Origin of the sequence: Xenorhabdus anantnagensis, assembly GCF_028598555.1 — a bacterium.
Classification (GTDB): Bacteria; Pseudomonadota; Gammaproteobacteria; order Enterobacterales; family Enterobacteriaceae; genus Xenorhabdus; species Xenorhabdus anantnagensis.
The window spans coordinates 1-13,720 of record NZ_JAQRFN010000045.1 but is presented as its reverse complement, the minus strand read 5'-3'; the positions used below and the strand labels follow the sequence as shown (position 1 = coordinate 13,720).

General features: G+C 43.2%; 13 protein-coding genes, 3 tRNA genes and 1 pseudogene. 14 read left to right on the top strand and 3 right to left on the bottom strand.

All coding sequences use genetic code 11. From position 1 onward, the window contains the following. The first annotated feature begins 155 nt into the window (after positions 1-155). On the top strand, positions 156-614 hold the full coding sequence (locus tag PSI14_RS18940) for a lysis protein (protein WP_273577544.1): 459 nt from the start codon (positions 156-158) through the stop codon (positions 612-614). A 2-nt stretch (positions 615-616) separates the two neighbouring features. Further along, entirely contained in the window at positions 617-937 is a 321-nt protein-coding gene (locus PSI14_RS18935; protein ID WP_273577543.1) for a hypothetical protein, read from the top strand. 74 nt (positions 938-1,011) lie between these two features. Here the strand turns inward: PSI14_RS18935 and PSI14_RS18930 are convergent, their stop codons facing one another. Next, positions 1,012-1,416: a hypothetical protein gene (locus tag PSI14_RS18930; RefSeq protein ID WP_273577542.1), complete on the bottom strand. Its 405-nt coding sequence runs from the start codon at positions 1,414-1,416 to the stop codon at positions 1,012-1,014. Positions 1,417-2,086: 670 nt separating this feature from the next. Here PSI14_RS18930 and PSI14_RS18925 point away from each other — a divergent pair. The 3 genes from PSI14_RS18925 to PSI14_RS18915 are packed head-to-tail and all read left to right on the top strand — an operon-like array spanning position 2,087 to position 4,156. Beyond that, complete coding sequence (locus PSI14_RS18925; RefSeq protein WP_273577541.1) at positions 2,087-2,248, top strand: hypothetical protein; 162 nt, start codon at positions 2,087-2,089, stop codon at positions 2,246-2,248. Next, entirely contained in the window at positions 2,220-2,870 is a 651-nt protein-coding gene (locus PSI14_RS18920) for a hypothetical protein (RefSeq protein ID WP_273577540.1), read from the top strand. Before PSI14_RS18925 ends, PSI14_RS18920 begins: the two co-directional genes overlap by 29 nt. Before the next feature lie 20 nt (positions 2,871-2,890). Next, positions 2,891-4,156, top strand: a complete 1,266-nt coding sequence (locus tag PSI14_RS18915) for a phage tail fiber protein (protein WP_273577539.1) — start codon at positions 2,891-2,893, stop codon at positions 4,154-4,156. Between the two features lie 47 nt (positions 4,157-4,203). Here the strand turns inward: PSI14_RS18915 and PSI14_RS18910 are convergent, their stop codons facing one another. After that, positions 4,204-4,569 carry a LecA/PA-IL family lectin gene (locus PSI14_RS18910; RefSeq protein ID WP_273577538.1) on the bottom strand — a complete coding sequence of 122 codons (366 nt, stop codon included), beginning with the start codon at positions 4,567-4,569 and terminating at the stop codon, positions 4,204-4,206. 1,366 nt (positions 4,570-5,935) lie between these two features. Here PSI14_RS18910 and uvrY point away from each other — a divergent pair. The 8 genes and pseudogenes from uvrY to PSI14_RS18865 all read left to right on the top strand — a co-directional run bounded on the left by uvrY (position 5,936) and on the right by PSI14_RS18865 (position 11,686). Then, positions 5,936-6,595 carry a UvrY/SirA/GacA family response regulator transcription factor gene (uvrY, locus tag PSI14_RS18900; protein ID WP_273577537.1) on the top strand — a complete coding sequence of 220 codons (660 nt, stop codon included), beginning with the start codon at positions 5,936-5,938 and terminating at the stop codon, positions 6,593-6,595. 23 nt (positions 6,596-6,618) lie between these two features. Beyond that, the gene (uvrC, locus tag PSI14_RS18895) at positions 6,619-8,451 is read left to right on the top strand and encodes an excinuclease ABC subunit UvrC (protein ID WP_273577536.1); all 1,833 of its coding nucleotides are present in this window, start codon (positions 6,619-6,621) and stop codon (positions 8,449-8,451) included. Between the two features lie 56 nt (positions 8,452-8,507). Continuing rightward, the gene (pgsA, locus tag PSI14_RS18890; RefSeq protein ID WP_273554209.1) at positions 8,508-9,056 is read left to right on the top strand and encodes a CDP-diacylglycerol--glycerol-3-phosphate 3-phosphatidyltransferase; all 549 of its coding nucleotides are present in this window, start codon (positions 8,508-8,510) and stop codon (positions 9,054-9,056) included. A gap of 144 nt (positions 9,057-9,200) precedes the next feature. Further along, positions 9,201-9,276, top strand: a tRNA-Gly gene (locus PSI14_RS18885). Between the two features lie 4 nt (positions 9,277-9,280). Beyond that, positions 9,281-9,354 (top strand) — tRNA-Cys (locus PSI14_RS18880). 6 nt (positions 9,355-9,360) lie between these two features. Next, positions 9,361-9,447: transfer RNA gene (locus tag PSI14_RS18875), tRNA-Leu, on the top strand. Between the two features lie 165 nt (positions 9,448-9,612). Then, positions 9,613-10,875, top strand: a pseudogene (locus PSI14_RS18870) (tyrosine-type recombinase/integrase). A gap of 604 nt (positions 10,876-11,479) precedes the next feature. Beyond that, complete coding sequence (locus PSI14_RS18865; RefSeq protein WP_047685675.1) at positions 11,480-11,686, top strand: helix-turn-helix transcriptional regulator; 207 nt, start codon at positions 11,480-11,482, stop codon at positions 11,684-11,686. Between the two features lie 143 nt (positions 11,687-11,829). Here the strand turns inward: PSI14_RS18865 and PSI14_RS18860 are convergent, their stop codons facing one another. Further along, entirely contained in the window at positions 11,830-12,003 is a 174-nt protein-coding gene (locus PSI14_RS18860) for a hypothetical protein (RefSeq protein WP_197056425.1), read from the bottom strand. Between the two features lie 133 nt (positions 12,004-12,136). Here PSI14_RS18860 and PSI14_RS18855 point away from each other — a divergent pair. Then, positions 12,137-13,720 (top strand): primase-helicase zinc-binding domain-containing protein (locus tag PSI14_RS18855; protein WP_273577535.1); only part of this gene is annotated, 1,584 nt, incomplete at its 3' end.

Sequence of the window (13,720 nt, the reverse complement as noted above, 5' to 3'; positions counted from 1 at the left end):
ATCAAGGGGGTTGCCGGGGCACTGAACGTCGACCCGCATCACGTTCTCGATATTGATAAACCCACGCTGATTGCGCTGGCTAAGTCGATTATCCAGCACGAGAACGGCAAGCAACCTTATTCTGATGATGTTTTCACACGGGCATTTGAAATGCTATGAAACTCAACAGCCAGTACTTCACTCTCGGTACTCTGGTGATTGTTTCTGGCTTGTTCTGGTTCTATTACAGTGAGTATCAGGACAAGGCCGAAGAATACCATAACTTAAAGTTAGAGTATGACGAACAGGTCGCCATCACCGCCCAACAACAAGCGCAAATCCAGCACCTCGCAGAACTGGATACCCGATACATTCAGGAACTCGCCCATGCTAAATCTAAGATTGATCAGCTCAGTGACGATTTGCGTACTAACACTCAGCGCGTGTTCGTCAAAGCCGAATGCCCCGTGCGTGAAACCTCTGCCCCCTCCGGCGTGGATAGTTCAAGACCCGCCAGACTGGAGAAAGACGCTGAACAAGATTATGTACGTCTCCTCGGAGAACTTGAAACCCTCGAAGCCCAGTTCCTTGGACTGAGGGATTACGTTAATACCGAGTGCAAGGGGGGCAAATAACGATGAATGGAGTATCCAAAGGTGAGTACAAAACCAATCGGAAAATGCATAACCAGATATTCAAATATCGGCAACTCAAGTTTTATCAATATTCAAAGGTAGCTGTCGGAGACACCACTACCTTGAATATTTATGTGTACAAATGGTTCATTGTATTAATTGCCATTCCAATGCTGCTCTACGGTTCATTTGTGATTGGCTTTATACCGACATTCAAGGAGCTGATTGATCTATGGGAAGAGCCTGTATCATTCGATAGTTTGCGTCAAATCCCTGATGGACTATTGAAATTAGAGAACACATTGCCACCTCAGAGCAAATGATACTGGGGTGGCTGGATGCGATGCTTTAACTTCAGGTAACTCATAGTCTATGGATTTCATGTAATTACATGAAATTAATACGGTGAGTTAGCGAGCCACGCCTGTTTTATTGCAGGTAAAACATTTTTTTCATAATCGGGTAAGCTATGAACATTCGGATAACGGGTCTGTACATACTTAACTCCTTCGAATGTTGGCTCTTGAGTAAATCCAAGCAGGTATAGATATCTGTTTATATTCGACAAATTAATAGACCCATAAGCTAAGTCAGCGAATTTGGCTTTAATAGTTAATCTTCCAATTTTATCTGCACTTAAGAATCTACATCCAATAAGATAATCTAAATATACATCAAGGATATTAGCACTGAGAGTATGGGCTTGTGAATGCGTAGTGACCGTTTGAGCGCGGAAAACTCGTCTGTCGCTTCTTACAAGGGGGGTACTGGTTCTAAATGGATCTTGTGGATTTATTGGCATAACGACCTCCTCAAAAACACATGTGCGAAATATTTAATCCTATATTTATCTAACAATAAGCGAATAATACTTAACAATTAATTACCCTATGAAACTAAAGCAAATATTCCTTTACCCATTCCCCTGAGTGGTTAAAGGAATACGGATAACCCATGCTGCCACCGCGTACCCAACGCACACGGGCTGGTGGCATTTTTATTTCAACTGTAGAGATACCTCTATGGTTATTTTATGTGCTGGACAAAACAACTTAACCCCTTGTATCTAGCTCACTCTTTTGAGCGTACCCCTTCAGGTATATCGATACCGATACACCTTTGCGTCGGGTTATCGCCGTCTGCCTGTATTAGCTATGACTTGTTCCCTTAGCATCGAGCGTACAGACAGAATCAAAAATAACCCATGCCACCGTGTAGAACGGATCATTATCAGCAACATCCGCTGTAGGCAGACGAAGTGATGTGACAGCCGGAGAGACGGCCTACATTGCCATCATGATTCACCGAGTGGTGATAGCCATGTAGTCAGAGAACCCAAGCCCGATTATCGGATATCGCCCATATTTAGGGCGGTGACAAGTGACTTATGCAGAACTTTATATAGTCCCGATTAAAAAAGTACGGGGTTATATAAATCAGACCAGTTGAATATGCTGAATGAGGCAAAAACGATGATGATGATACTTATCAAAGAAGATGGCAGTACATCTATAACGGCTGATGAATACTCAGCATGGTATGACAAAGAAGGTCAGCTCGATATGAGCATAGGTGGGAAAGCCCCTCAAAAGATCCGCATTCACAATGAGTTCAACCAAAAAGCAGAAAAGTGAAGGGGTGCCGTGGTGGACACCCAAAACAACCCCGCTTTCTTTTGTGCGGAAAATATCGGTCACAGTTGGCAGATCCCACAACAGAATAGACACGTACATTAACACAACCCAACCCTGCATGGCGTTCATGTGCGCGCATACCAGCAATGCCTTGTATGCACCTTATGGTGAACTCAGCGTCAATAACGGACGCTGGAATATTGCGTTATCAGCGCCGGAATCGCGCGCCCCGATGTTGTGTGACATTTATGTTTTTACACTGGTTTATCCACAGCCTGTCCCTGACTGGGGGATTGCTGTCTGGGATGAGAATGAGAAATGTGTCATTACCAGTGATACAAATCCGCTGGCGATTGAAGGAGAATACAATACCAGCCAGCAAATGACATTGCGGGGGAAGAAAGCCATTCTGATGCAAACGACAGGCTGGATTAGTTCTACAGTCGATATGCCTGATGACCCATCCAGACTGCAATACAGAGACACCTCTGTTTCTGCGTTTTTCAACGGACAATCCACACAATTCATTCCGGCTGCCGTATCAGGTGCGACATCCCTGATTGTTGAGGTCAGGGTAGAAAATCTCACCAGCCCGTATATTGACTGCGCGCTTTACGATTAATATCTAACAGGAATACACGCATGTACCATTCACAAGGCACAATTTCCACCGTGTCCGGCTCGGCGATTGTCCGTGGCTTGGGCACCCAGTTTAACGCCAACATCAACGGCGTTGCCCCCGGACAGCTTATCTTAATCCAGTCCGCCAGTGGCAATTTACTGCACATGATTCAGGCGGTGAACTCCGATACTGAACTGGTACTGGCTGATGCCGCCAAGACCACCCTGAATAACGTGAAATACCAGATTCAGACCACGGTTCCTGATTCCGCCTCAGACGGTGTCCGGCATATGGTGGCGATTTACAGCTATATCCTCAATTTCCTCCAGAACATGGATGAATGGATGACGCAGAGTGGCCGGGTTGACGTGACCCTGCCGAATGGCCGGACAGTGTCACTGAAATCGATTAATGTCCTGACACGGAATATTGATGTACTGTACCAGTCTGTACTCATGCGGTCGAAGAACGGGGCAGATATTCCAAATAAAGCGGAGTTTGTGAGGAATATCGGACTGGGGAATGCAATGAGGGTGGGGGATTATGGCGTTGGCACTGACAATATGGTAGGTCAATCTCATATAGGCGATATGGAGGGTTCGGGGTATAAAACGGGTTTTTATTCGTATACTCATACGACCAGTGGTCTACCGGCGGATTACACTCAATTTGGGTCGGTTATCAAATTGAGTTATAGCACATCTAACCAACAGATGATCCTGTTGTCAAACTATGGCATCCCTGTTATGGCTATTAGGAAAATGGCCGCCGGAGGTAAATGGGTGGATTATACCGTTATGACCTCTAATATGTGGACGGTTGATGGTAGCGGATATTATAAAACAGCCTCCCCCATCATCCAAATTCACTCTGACGGTAAATTTGAAACCAATGACGAATCCGAGGGTGCCACTGTAGAGCGTCTATCCGAGGGCGTTTATCTCATCAAAAACGTGCTGGGATTCAATGCCGATGCGGCGTGGGGAGGGGTTGATGGCGGTATCGAAATTCCGCTGTGCAAAAATAAATTACCGTTGATTTGGGTGGATTACAAAGTACTGCCTGATGGTGCCATCAAATTAATGACCTACCATCGGGAACACCCAAACGCCCCAGAATTCGCTAAAAATGTATGTCAGGGTTATTCGGATGGTGATTTGATTGATATCCCTGTCGGTCGGTCTATTTCTGTCCGCGTCCAGATGCCGGAAGATTCGGTGTGGAATGTGAGGCAGGGGGTTGTAGAGGTTGCAACTGATATTGACCAGACTGAACAGGTGGAGTAAAAGAATAATTAACCCACAACCTCCTGCGGGTTAATTATTGAGATTATTTATTTTGTTTCTTCGAGAGGGGAATAACGCGACTCTATTTTAACATTGACATAAAAGTCACCGGAATTATCCCCATAGTGGGTATCTAAAAATAAGAGGGTTAATTCCCCATCTGTGGGAACTGTTCTGTGAAGTACACCATTGCCAATTTCATAGGTCTTATCACCAATTTTTGCAGCTAAAGCACCCCCTGGGGGATTAGGTGGAACTCCTTGAGGGGCAGACCAAGGGTTCGGACGGTTGTCATTGACAAATTTCACCCACCCTGAAGCAATAACAGAGATCACATCCCCTTTTTGGAGTACAAGTCCAGTGGGTTGACCTTGTTGAAGTTTTCCAGAAACAGTTCCAGACCAATTATACATAGTATTACCTCCAATATATTTTTATAACTTTCTGAGGGAGATACTTCTCCGCCTGTGATATTCAATAAAATGGATTCATTAATACTGGATAGGACTTCTTGGATTAGAATGACATGGAATAATGGACAGGACATTAATAAAATCTATTCCCCTATAGCTGATAACGGTTGTTATGAGAAAGGCTAGATTACCCCTCTCAACCCCTTAATTTCCATCCCTGTGCAGGAAATAAGCAAAATCAACAAGTTAGCTAAAGGTGGGATTTCTCACCTTTAACTCAGCACGCTTCCGTTTCAAACGGGGGTGTGAGATTAACTAAAGGAATTCCTTTAGTTTAAGGAGTCACCCGTTTCGGAGGCTCCTTCTCATGGGTAGGTTAAAACAGCTCAGTACGTTTAACGTACCAACCTGTAGTCGAGGTCCTTACTTTGTTTTATACACGCGGGTGGAGGTGTGAGAAATTTTTCGCATACCTTGTGCTTTCGTGTGTTGGATGCGTGATAACCCGGTGCAAAGGAATATCGATATCCTCTATGAGCCAAAGTGACGGCCTCGGATAAATCAACCATAGAGGAAATCCCAATGGTTGCCGCAAGGTGTGATATCCCATCTTAAGGGCAGATTTCTGCCCTATAGTGATAGTAGCTTTTCCCTATTTAACGAGTGTAAAATCAATTGCTACATGCTGTATTGAGTGCTTTTTCTGTTTGTACATGCCGGTGTACATTTGTGATTTTATCAAGTTGTATATTTTATTTAATTGTATGTTTTAATTGGATTAAATTAAATATAATAATCTTTCTGTAAAAAATGCGGCACACATCTTTTCTACCATTTGCATCATCCAAGTGCTTATTATGTTCCGGTTGCTTTGTTTGAAAATAATCATTCAAGTAAATTATCTCGTCAAATTTATGTGGACAGTAAACCCACATATTATAACTTTGTTGAAAAGACTCCTATGTTGACTAAAGAAGATATTCTTAACTTATTTAAATAATTTCTGCAACATGAGGGAAATATCACCCTCATATTGTTCTGGATATAAAATATTTTGTTATTAATAACATAGAACTATGTTGTTTTAAAAAATATCAAACAGAATTTTTTGGTTGTCTATTTAATAATAAAAAGTCATGAAGAGTGTTTACTTTATTGATATGTAACAATTTTCTTTCTGTTTTGCGTTAATGTTAGTATAATCTGTTACCTCATTTAAAAGATTTTGATATCACTCGAGAGAAGAAGTTGTCTTCTTTCAATTTATTTTATTAAAATCATAAAGATAAATTCAGCGTGTCCGCTTGGTTTTGGAATTATTAATTTATCATTATTTGAGTGGGTATTACGTTAGTGGAGATGTTGTTTGATTAATGTTTTATTAGTTGATGACCATGAACTGGTTCGCATTGGCGTGAAAGGTATCCTTGATGATGTAAGGGGTATTAAAGTTGTAGGAGAAGCCAGTAGTGGAGAAGATGCGGTCAGATGGTGTAGATCAAACAGCCCGGATGTTGTCATTATGGATATGGGAATGCCCGGCATAGGAGGGCTGGAAGCAGCTAAGAAAATCATCCGTTATTCACCTGAGACACGGGTGATTATGCTAACTATCCACACTGAAAGTTCTTTGCCTACGAAAGTGATGCAGGCAGGGATCAAGGGATATTTGAGCAAAGCTGCAACTCCTCAGGATATGATCAATGCAATTCGGGTTGTTTATGCAGGACAGCGTTACATTTCCCCGGATATTGCCCAGCAGATGGCACTTAATCTGTTATCTCCCCAAAAAGAAAACCCGCTAGATGAACTTTCAGAGCGGGAATTACAGATCATGACAATGATAACTCAAGGGCGCAAAGTTAATGAAATTTCCACGTTACTTAACCTGAGTCCAAAAACAGTGAATAGCTACCGTTATAGAATGTTTGGTAAGCTAAATATCAAAGGTGATGTAGAATTAACCCATATGGCGATACGTTGTGGATTGCTTGATGCACAGAATATGGTCACTTGCAGTGAGTAATAATATTTGATGGATGATAAGTTGTGGCGGATCTATTTAATTCAAAGGTATTTTTAAAAACAGTCACCAGCCAGCCGGGTGTTTACCGTATGTATGATGCTACTGGCGCAGTGATCTATGTTGGTAAGGCCAAAGATCTAAAAAAACGGCTATCTAGCTATTTTCGGGTACAAGTTAGCAGTCGCAAAACAGAATCATTGGTAAAAAATATCGTTCAGATAGACGTCACTGTTACCCACACAGAGACAGAAGCACTCCTGCTCGAACACAACTATATCAAGCTGTACCAGCCTCGTTACAATGTGTTATTGAGAGATGATAAATCCTATCCTTATATTTTCTTGAGTGGTGATATTCATCCCCGCCTAACCTTATACCGTGGAGCTAAGCATGCGAAGGGCGAGTACTTCGGCCCATTTCCTAACTCTCATGCAGTACGTGATACTTTGGTTTTATTGCAAAAACTATTTCCTATTCGACAATGTGAAGACAGTGTGTATCGCAATCGTTCAAGGCCTTGTTTGCAATATCAGATTGGGCGCTGTCTTGCCCCTTGCGTTAAAGGATTTGTAACGGATAAGGAATATCAGCAGCAAGTTGAATACGTCCGTTTATTTTTGGCGGGAAAAGACCAGCAAGTATTGAGTGAGCTGGTTGGAAAAATGGAAAAAGCGAGTCAACAGCTAAAATTTGAAGAGGCTGCCCGTTATCGCAATCAGATCCAAGCAGTACGGCAAGTCACTGAACGACAATTTGTTTTCGGAGAAGGTGATGATCTTGATGTTATCAGTGTCGCTTTTGAGGCAGGAATGGCTTGCGTGCATGTCTTGTTTATCCGTCAGGGAAAAATATTGGGTAGCCGAAGTTACTATCCCAAAATTCCGGTTGATACGAAGTTAGATGAAGTAGTACAAACTTTCCTTGGTCAATTCTATCTTCAAGGAAGCCAGAATAGGACGTTACCGACAGAAATTTTATTGGATTTTGCATTACCAGAAAAAGAACTGTTGGAAGCATCACTTTCTGAATTATCGGGCAGAAAAATCTATATCCAAGCTCGGCCAAGAGGTGCTAGGGCGCGTTACCTAAAATTGGCGCGTACCAATGCTGCAACAGCCTTGATTACTAAACTTTCCCAACAATCGACAATTCATCAGCGATTAGAATCACTGACCACGTTTGTAGGATTGGAAAAAATCCAACGTATGGAGTGTTTTGATATTAGTCATACGATGGGTGAACAAACCGTTGCATCTTGCGTTGTTTTTGATGGTAATGGTCCGGTTCGTGCAGAATACCGACGCTATAACATCACAGGTATCACTCCGGGAGATGATTATGCCGCGATGAACCAAGTCTTGCGTCGTCGATATAGTAAAGCTATTGATCAGACAAAAATCCCGGATATTATCTTTATTGATGGTGGAAAAGGGCAGCTTGCACAAGCGATTGAAGTTTTCGATTCTCTGGAGGTTGAATGGAATAAAAAACATCCTAAGCTGGTTGGAGTTGCGAAGGGCAGTGATCGTAAGGCTGGATTAGAAACTTTGTTTTTTGAAGTGGAAGGAGAGGGGATGGCACTTCCTCCTGATTCACCTGCGTTACATGTTATTCAACATATTCGTGACGAATCTCACAACCATGCCATTACAGGACATCGTCAGCGTCGAGAAAAAGTGAAAAAGACCAGTACATTGGAGTCGATAGACGGTATTGGGCCAAAACGCAGACAAATGTTATTAAAATATATGGGTGGATTGCAGCCTTTACGCGACGCAAGTGTAGAAGAGATCGCAAAAGTGCCTTCTATTTCATATGCGTTGGCAGAAAAAATCTATAATGCGTTGAAACACTAAGAGTATTGATGCAACATATTAACAAACTTCACATGGCCAGATAGTTACGAAGCATTATGCAATTAAATATTCCAACATGGCTTACACTGTTCCGTATTGCCTTAATTCCATTCTTTGTCCTGGCATTTTACCTGCCATTTCAATGGGCACCTGAGTTGTGTGCCATTATCTTTATAATCGCCGCTGCAACAGATTGGTTTGATGGTTTTCTTGCTCGTTTGTGGAAACAGACAACGCGTTTTGGTGCATTTCTTGATCCAGTGGCGGATAAAGTTATGGTTGCTACTGCGTTAGTACTGATTGCAGAACATTACCACACATGGTGGATTACATTACCTGCTGCAACGATGATTGCACGTGAGATCATCATATCTTCCCTGCGTGAGTGGATGGCAGAATTAGGAAAACGCAGCAATGTGGCTGTTTCTTGGATGGGGAAAATAAAAACTACAGCACAAATGGCGGCATTGGTTGCCTTATTATGGCGTCCTTGTACTGAGTTTGAAGTGGGGGGATTCATCTTATTATATGCTGCTGCGGTCCTGACTTTCTGGTCAATGTTTCAATATTTGAGCGCTGCATGGGATGATTTGCGTGAAGGTTGATCGAAGTGGCGCAAAAACCATCTAACGAACGAGTTTTATAAATAATTGTGTTGACTCATTTCGTGAAATAAGTAGAATGCAACGCATCGAACGGCACATGAGGTTTACGAAACAGTTTAAGTAAATCAAGCAGTTCGAAGAAAAGCGGGAATAGCTCAGTTGGTAGAGCACGACCTTGCCAAGGTCGGGGTCGCGAGTTCGAGTCTCGTTTCCCGCTCCAAAAAGGCGCGTTGGCAGAGTGGCCATGCAGCGGATTGCAAATCCGTCAACCTCGGTTCGACTCCGGGACGCGCCTCCAAATTCAGCCCAGGTGGTGAAATCGGTAGACACAAGGGATTTAAAATCCCTCGACCTTTAGGTTGTGCGGGTTCAAGTCCCGCCCTGGGCACCAAACATAAGTTTACTAACGTCTACTCTAGTAAACTAACTCCTAGAAAGACCTGATAAATCAATCAGGTCTTTTCTTTTTAGGTCTACTCTAGTCTATTGCAATCAACATGCACGACGGGGCATAATCAGGGGCACCTACACTTCTATTTTAAATGTGCCCCTTATAATGAAACTAAACGCACGACAAATCGAAACAGCAAAACCCAAAGAAAAAACTTACAAACTCGCTGATGGCGGCGGCCTATATCTGGAAGTTACTGCTCGCGGCTCCAAGTACTGGCGCATGAAGTACTATCGCCCCACGGATAAAAAAGAAGACCGACTGGCTTTTGGTGTCTACCCTACCGTCTCTCTAGCCGATGCGCGAGATAAGCGAGACGAAGCCAAGAAGCTGATTGCTCAGGGCATTGATCCCAAGGCTGAGAAAAAAGAAGCAAATGCTGGAGCAAAGGGCAAACATACCTTTGAAAAAGTCGCCCGCGACTGGCACGCCAGCAACAAACGCTGGAGCGAAGATCATAGCAACCGCATTCTACGCAGCTTTGAACATTATATTTTCCCGCATATTGGCAGGCTAGATATTTCCACTTTACGGACAAGCCAACTGTTAGCGCCGATCAAAACCGTTGATGCTGATGGAAAACATGACATTGCCCAGCGACTGCAACAGCGTGTCACTTCCATTATGCGTTATGCCGTTCAGAATGATATCCTTGATTCCAACCCGGCTAATGATATGGCTGGCGCACTTTCCACTGTTAAATCTAAATATCATCCCGCCCTGCCTCACGAACGTTTACCTGAATTTTTGAGCCGGCTTTCTCGCTATCATGGGCGTTTAATCACCCGCATTGCAGTTGAACTGACATTATTAACTTTTGTTCGTTCCAGTGAACTGCGATTTGCCCGTTGGGAAGAACTCGACTTTGAAAATGCGGTCTGAAAAATTCCCGCCACAAGAAAAGCCATTGAAGGTGTTAAATTCTCTGAACGGGGCATGAAAATGAAAACCGAGCATATTGTGCCGTTAAGTTGTCAGGCTGTTACTCTGTTCAAATCACTACATGAGCTGAGTGGTGATTGTGAAGTCATGTTCCCTAACGATCACGATCCCACAAAGGTTATGAGTGAGAGCACCGTTAATAATGCCTTGCGGGGCATGGGCTACGATACCAAAACCGATGTTTGTGGTCATGGGTTCAGAACAATGGCGCGGGGCGCAATGGGTGAATCAGGATTATGGAACGATGATGCCATCGAACGCCAGTTAAGTCATGTGGAAAGAAAAAATGTCAGAGCCGCCTATATTCACACCTCTAAGCATCTGGATGAACGGCGACTGATGGTTCAGTGGTGGGCCGATTATCTGGATGCAAACCGGGAAAAACATACCACTCCGTATGATTTTGCTAAGAAACGCCGGAAGTAACATGGATTAATGCTCAGAACGTATTAAGTTCATGATGATTTTTTAGACTTTGTTGGCACTGCCAACAAAGTCTACTTTTCACACAATATATAGCCAGCTAAAAACTCCGCATCCTATCCTTTGTTATGGCAATCATCATATGATGTTTTTTTAACCTTTGCTGGCAGTGCCAGCAAAGCCTGTTTATGCACTGCATAAACAGGTAAGAATTCCATATTTTGATCTTGTCAATGAATTATCTTATCTTTCTTTTGATTAACCTTTATGCAAAAGGCGTTTTTTTAAACTTTGTTGCCCAGGACAACAAAGACTATTTTTAATACAGCGTGTAATCAACTAAAAATCCCATACCCTGACCCATCATACATTTTCCTTATTTTTCATTTGGTTAAATTTACTATCACAGCTATATACATGGTGTTTTTTTAGGCTGCTGTGCCTGTGGCACACAAGGTTGCTTTTTATACAGTCAATAGACAGCAATTAATTTTACGAATTGGTTAAAGAGTTTACGCTTTCAATTAATCTGAATTTTTAAATAATTCCTCTGTCGTCAAATAACGTCCACTAGGGCATTTCAAGGGCTCGATTACAGGGGGTATACATGCCAACAATGACAACATCTAAAGAAAGTCTCATTCGCCTGCCAGAAGTTCAGCGCAGAACGGGCTACAGCAAGGCATGGATCTACAGGCTCATTAAAGAAGATAAATTTCCGAAGCAAGTCAAAATTGGCCCTCGTTCGGTTGCATTTATTGAATCAGAAATTGATGGTTGGGTTGATCAGCGTATTGCTGAATCCCGTTCCTGATAGCGTGCTGACTGAATTTTGGTGCATCAGTTCACGATGCGGGTAATCCATTCATTGAGAGATAGACAAATCTTGCAATTGTTATTTAAACGAAAAAAGGATAGCGGTATGGGAGCTATCCTCCTGACTAACTGTCGGTTGGTTCAACCTTTGGGTTCAATACCACGCGATTGGAGTTCTTTACGGAGTATGCGCTTGATCCATGTAGCAAGGGAAGCATCACCATCGGTTTTTGCTTGTTTTTCAAGTTGTTGCCTGAATTCTTCCGTTAATCTCATTTGGTATTGTGGAGATCGTTTTTCTTTTTGTGTTGACATGGTAATTACCCAAGGATATTGTAAATTACATGGTAATGACCATTTTAATTTTAGTAACCAAATAAAACAACGCCCCGTAGTGCTCGCAACACATACAGGGCGTCTGACCAATAACCGTTGAGAGATAACGATAATGGCTGATACACAGCATAACCAAACTCACCCTAAATTTACATCTTCAGATAAAACAGATGGACAAAAATCGCTCGATCTGATTCAGACCGTGAAAAGATCCGCCATGTACCATTGGGAAAATCTGCTGCCTGCATGCGGCATCGACATTCCTGCAAAGGGGAAACATGGCGCTTGCCCCATCTGCGGTGGTACTGACCGTTTTCACTTTATTGACGACCATCATCATGGCAACTGGCATTGTCGCCACTGTGACGCCCCAAACTATGGTGATGGGCTGGATTTAGTGGCAAAAACCAAAGGGATCTCGATTCTTGAAGCAGCAAAAGTTATTGCGGATACGCTGGCATTACCTTTGCCAGAACCCAAGCCAAATAGGGAAAGCATTCAAACAACACAGTCGATTGCTGAAAGAGTGACGGCACTGATGGCGCAAACTGTCGCCGGGCAATCTTCCTATCTGACCGCAAAAGGGCTGCATTGCCCTGGTCAGCGGCTGCTGTCCGATAATTCGATAGTGTTGACACTGACAACATTGGATAAAAAAGTAACAGGCGCACAGATCATTAAGCCTAATGGCGAGAAAAAATTACTCTCTGGTAGCCAGAAGAAAGGTGCATTTATTGCTGTATCAGAGCTGGAAGAGCACTCCGACACAGTAATCATTACCGAAGGTTATGCCACGGCGTTCACAGTTAATCAGCTCTATAAAGGTACTGTTCTAGTGGCGCTGGATGCAGGTAATTTGCTATCTGTCGCTCAAGCAGTTCGGGAGCGCTGGTTGGATACAAAAATTATTTTCGCCGCCGATAATGACTGGCACAGTCCCGACGAACTGGATAAGAACGGTAAGCCCAAAAAGAATGTTGGAAAGATCTCAGCGGAACAAGCTGCCCTTGTGGTTAATGGTTGGATCACATTGCCACCTACAGAGCATAAAGCTGATTGGGACGATTATCGCCAGCAATACGGTGTGGAAATAGCAAAACATGCCTTTTCTCAGGGACTTTATCAACCGATATCAACTAAGAAAAAAGCAACTCCTCAGCCCAATGATGCCGAGCCTTCAAAACTGACATTATGCCAGATGGGAGCCAGTCAGCGCGGGGAAGTGTTACTGGCACGTTATGACAGCAATTTGGCTCTGGATGGCGCTTCGGAAAGCGTTCATCACTATGATGGTATCGTCTGGCGTCCGGTCAGTGATCGTGATTTAAAACGGGAAATGGTGGCTGCCTTTATGGAAGAAAAGCTACCATACTCACCGCATGGTATTAGTTCTGCCGTGGATGCCCTGAAATTACAACTTCCCATGATGCAACTGCCAAAACGCCATTTAATCGGATTCAATAATGGTGTGTTTGACCTGAAAACCTGCCAGTTTCGGTCGCATCGTAAAAGTGACTGGCTGCTACTTGCTAATGACGTTGAATTCAATTCCCCCATTTCAGGGGAAACCCTGAAAAACCATGCGCCACAGTTCTGGCACTGGCTGAATCGGGCAACAGCCCATTGTGAAAACAAATTTAATCGTGTATTGGCAGCACTGTTTATGGTGCTGGCGAATCGCTACGATTGGCAGCTT

Coding starts and splice junctions, on each gene's coding strand:
- PSI14_RS18860 (WP_197056425.1), bottom strand. CDS start 12,003: ATGTCAACACAAAAAGAAAAACGATCTCCACAATACCAAATGAGATTA.
- PSI14_RS18915 (WP_273577539.1), top strand. CDS start 2,891: ATGTACCATTCACAAGGCACAATTTCCACCGTGTCCGGCTCGGCGATT.
- PSI14_RS18910 (WP_273577538.1), bottom strand. CDS start 4,569: ATGTATAATTGGTCTGGAACTGTTTCTGGAAAACTTCAACAAGGTCAA.
- pgsA (WP_273554209.1), top strand. CDS start 8,508: ATGCAATTAAATATTCCAACATGGCTTACACTGTTCCGTATTGCCTTA.
- PSI14_RS18920 (WP_273577540.1), top strand. CDS start 2,220: ATGAGTTCAACCAAAAAGCAGAAAAGTGAAGGGGTGCCGTGGTGGACA.
- PSI14_RS18935 (WP_273577543.1), top strand. CDS start 617: ATGAATGGAGTATCCAAAGGTGAGTACAAAACCAATCGGAAAATGCAT.
- PSI14_RS18930 (WP_273577542.1), bottom strand. CDS start 1,416: ATGCCAATAAATCCACAAGATCCATTTAGAACCAGTACCCCCCTTGTA.
- PSI14_RS18925 (WP_273577541.1), top strand. CDS start 2,087: ATGATGATGATACTTATCAAAGAAGATGGCAGTACATCTATAACGGCT.
- PSI14_RS18940 (WP_273577544.1), top strand. CDS start 156: ATGAAACTCAACAGCCAGTACTTCACTCTCGGTACTCTGGTGATTGTT.
- PSI14_RS18865 (WP_047685675.1), top strand. CDS start 11,480: ATGCCAACAATGACAACATCTAAAGAAAGTCTCATTCGCCTGCCAGAA.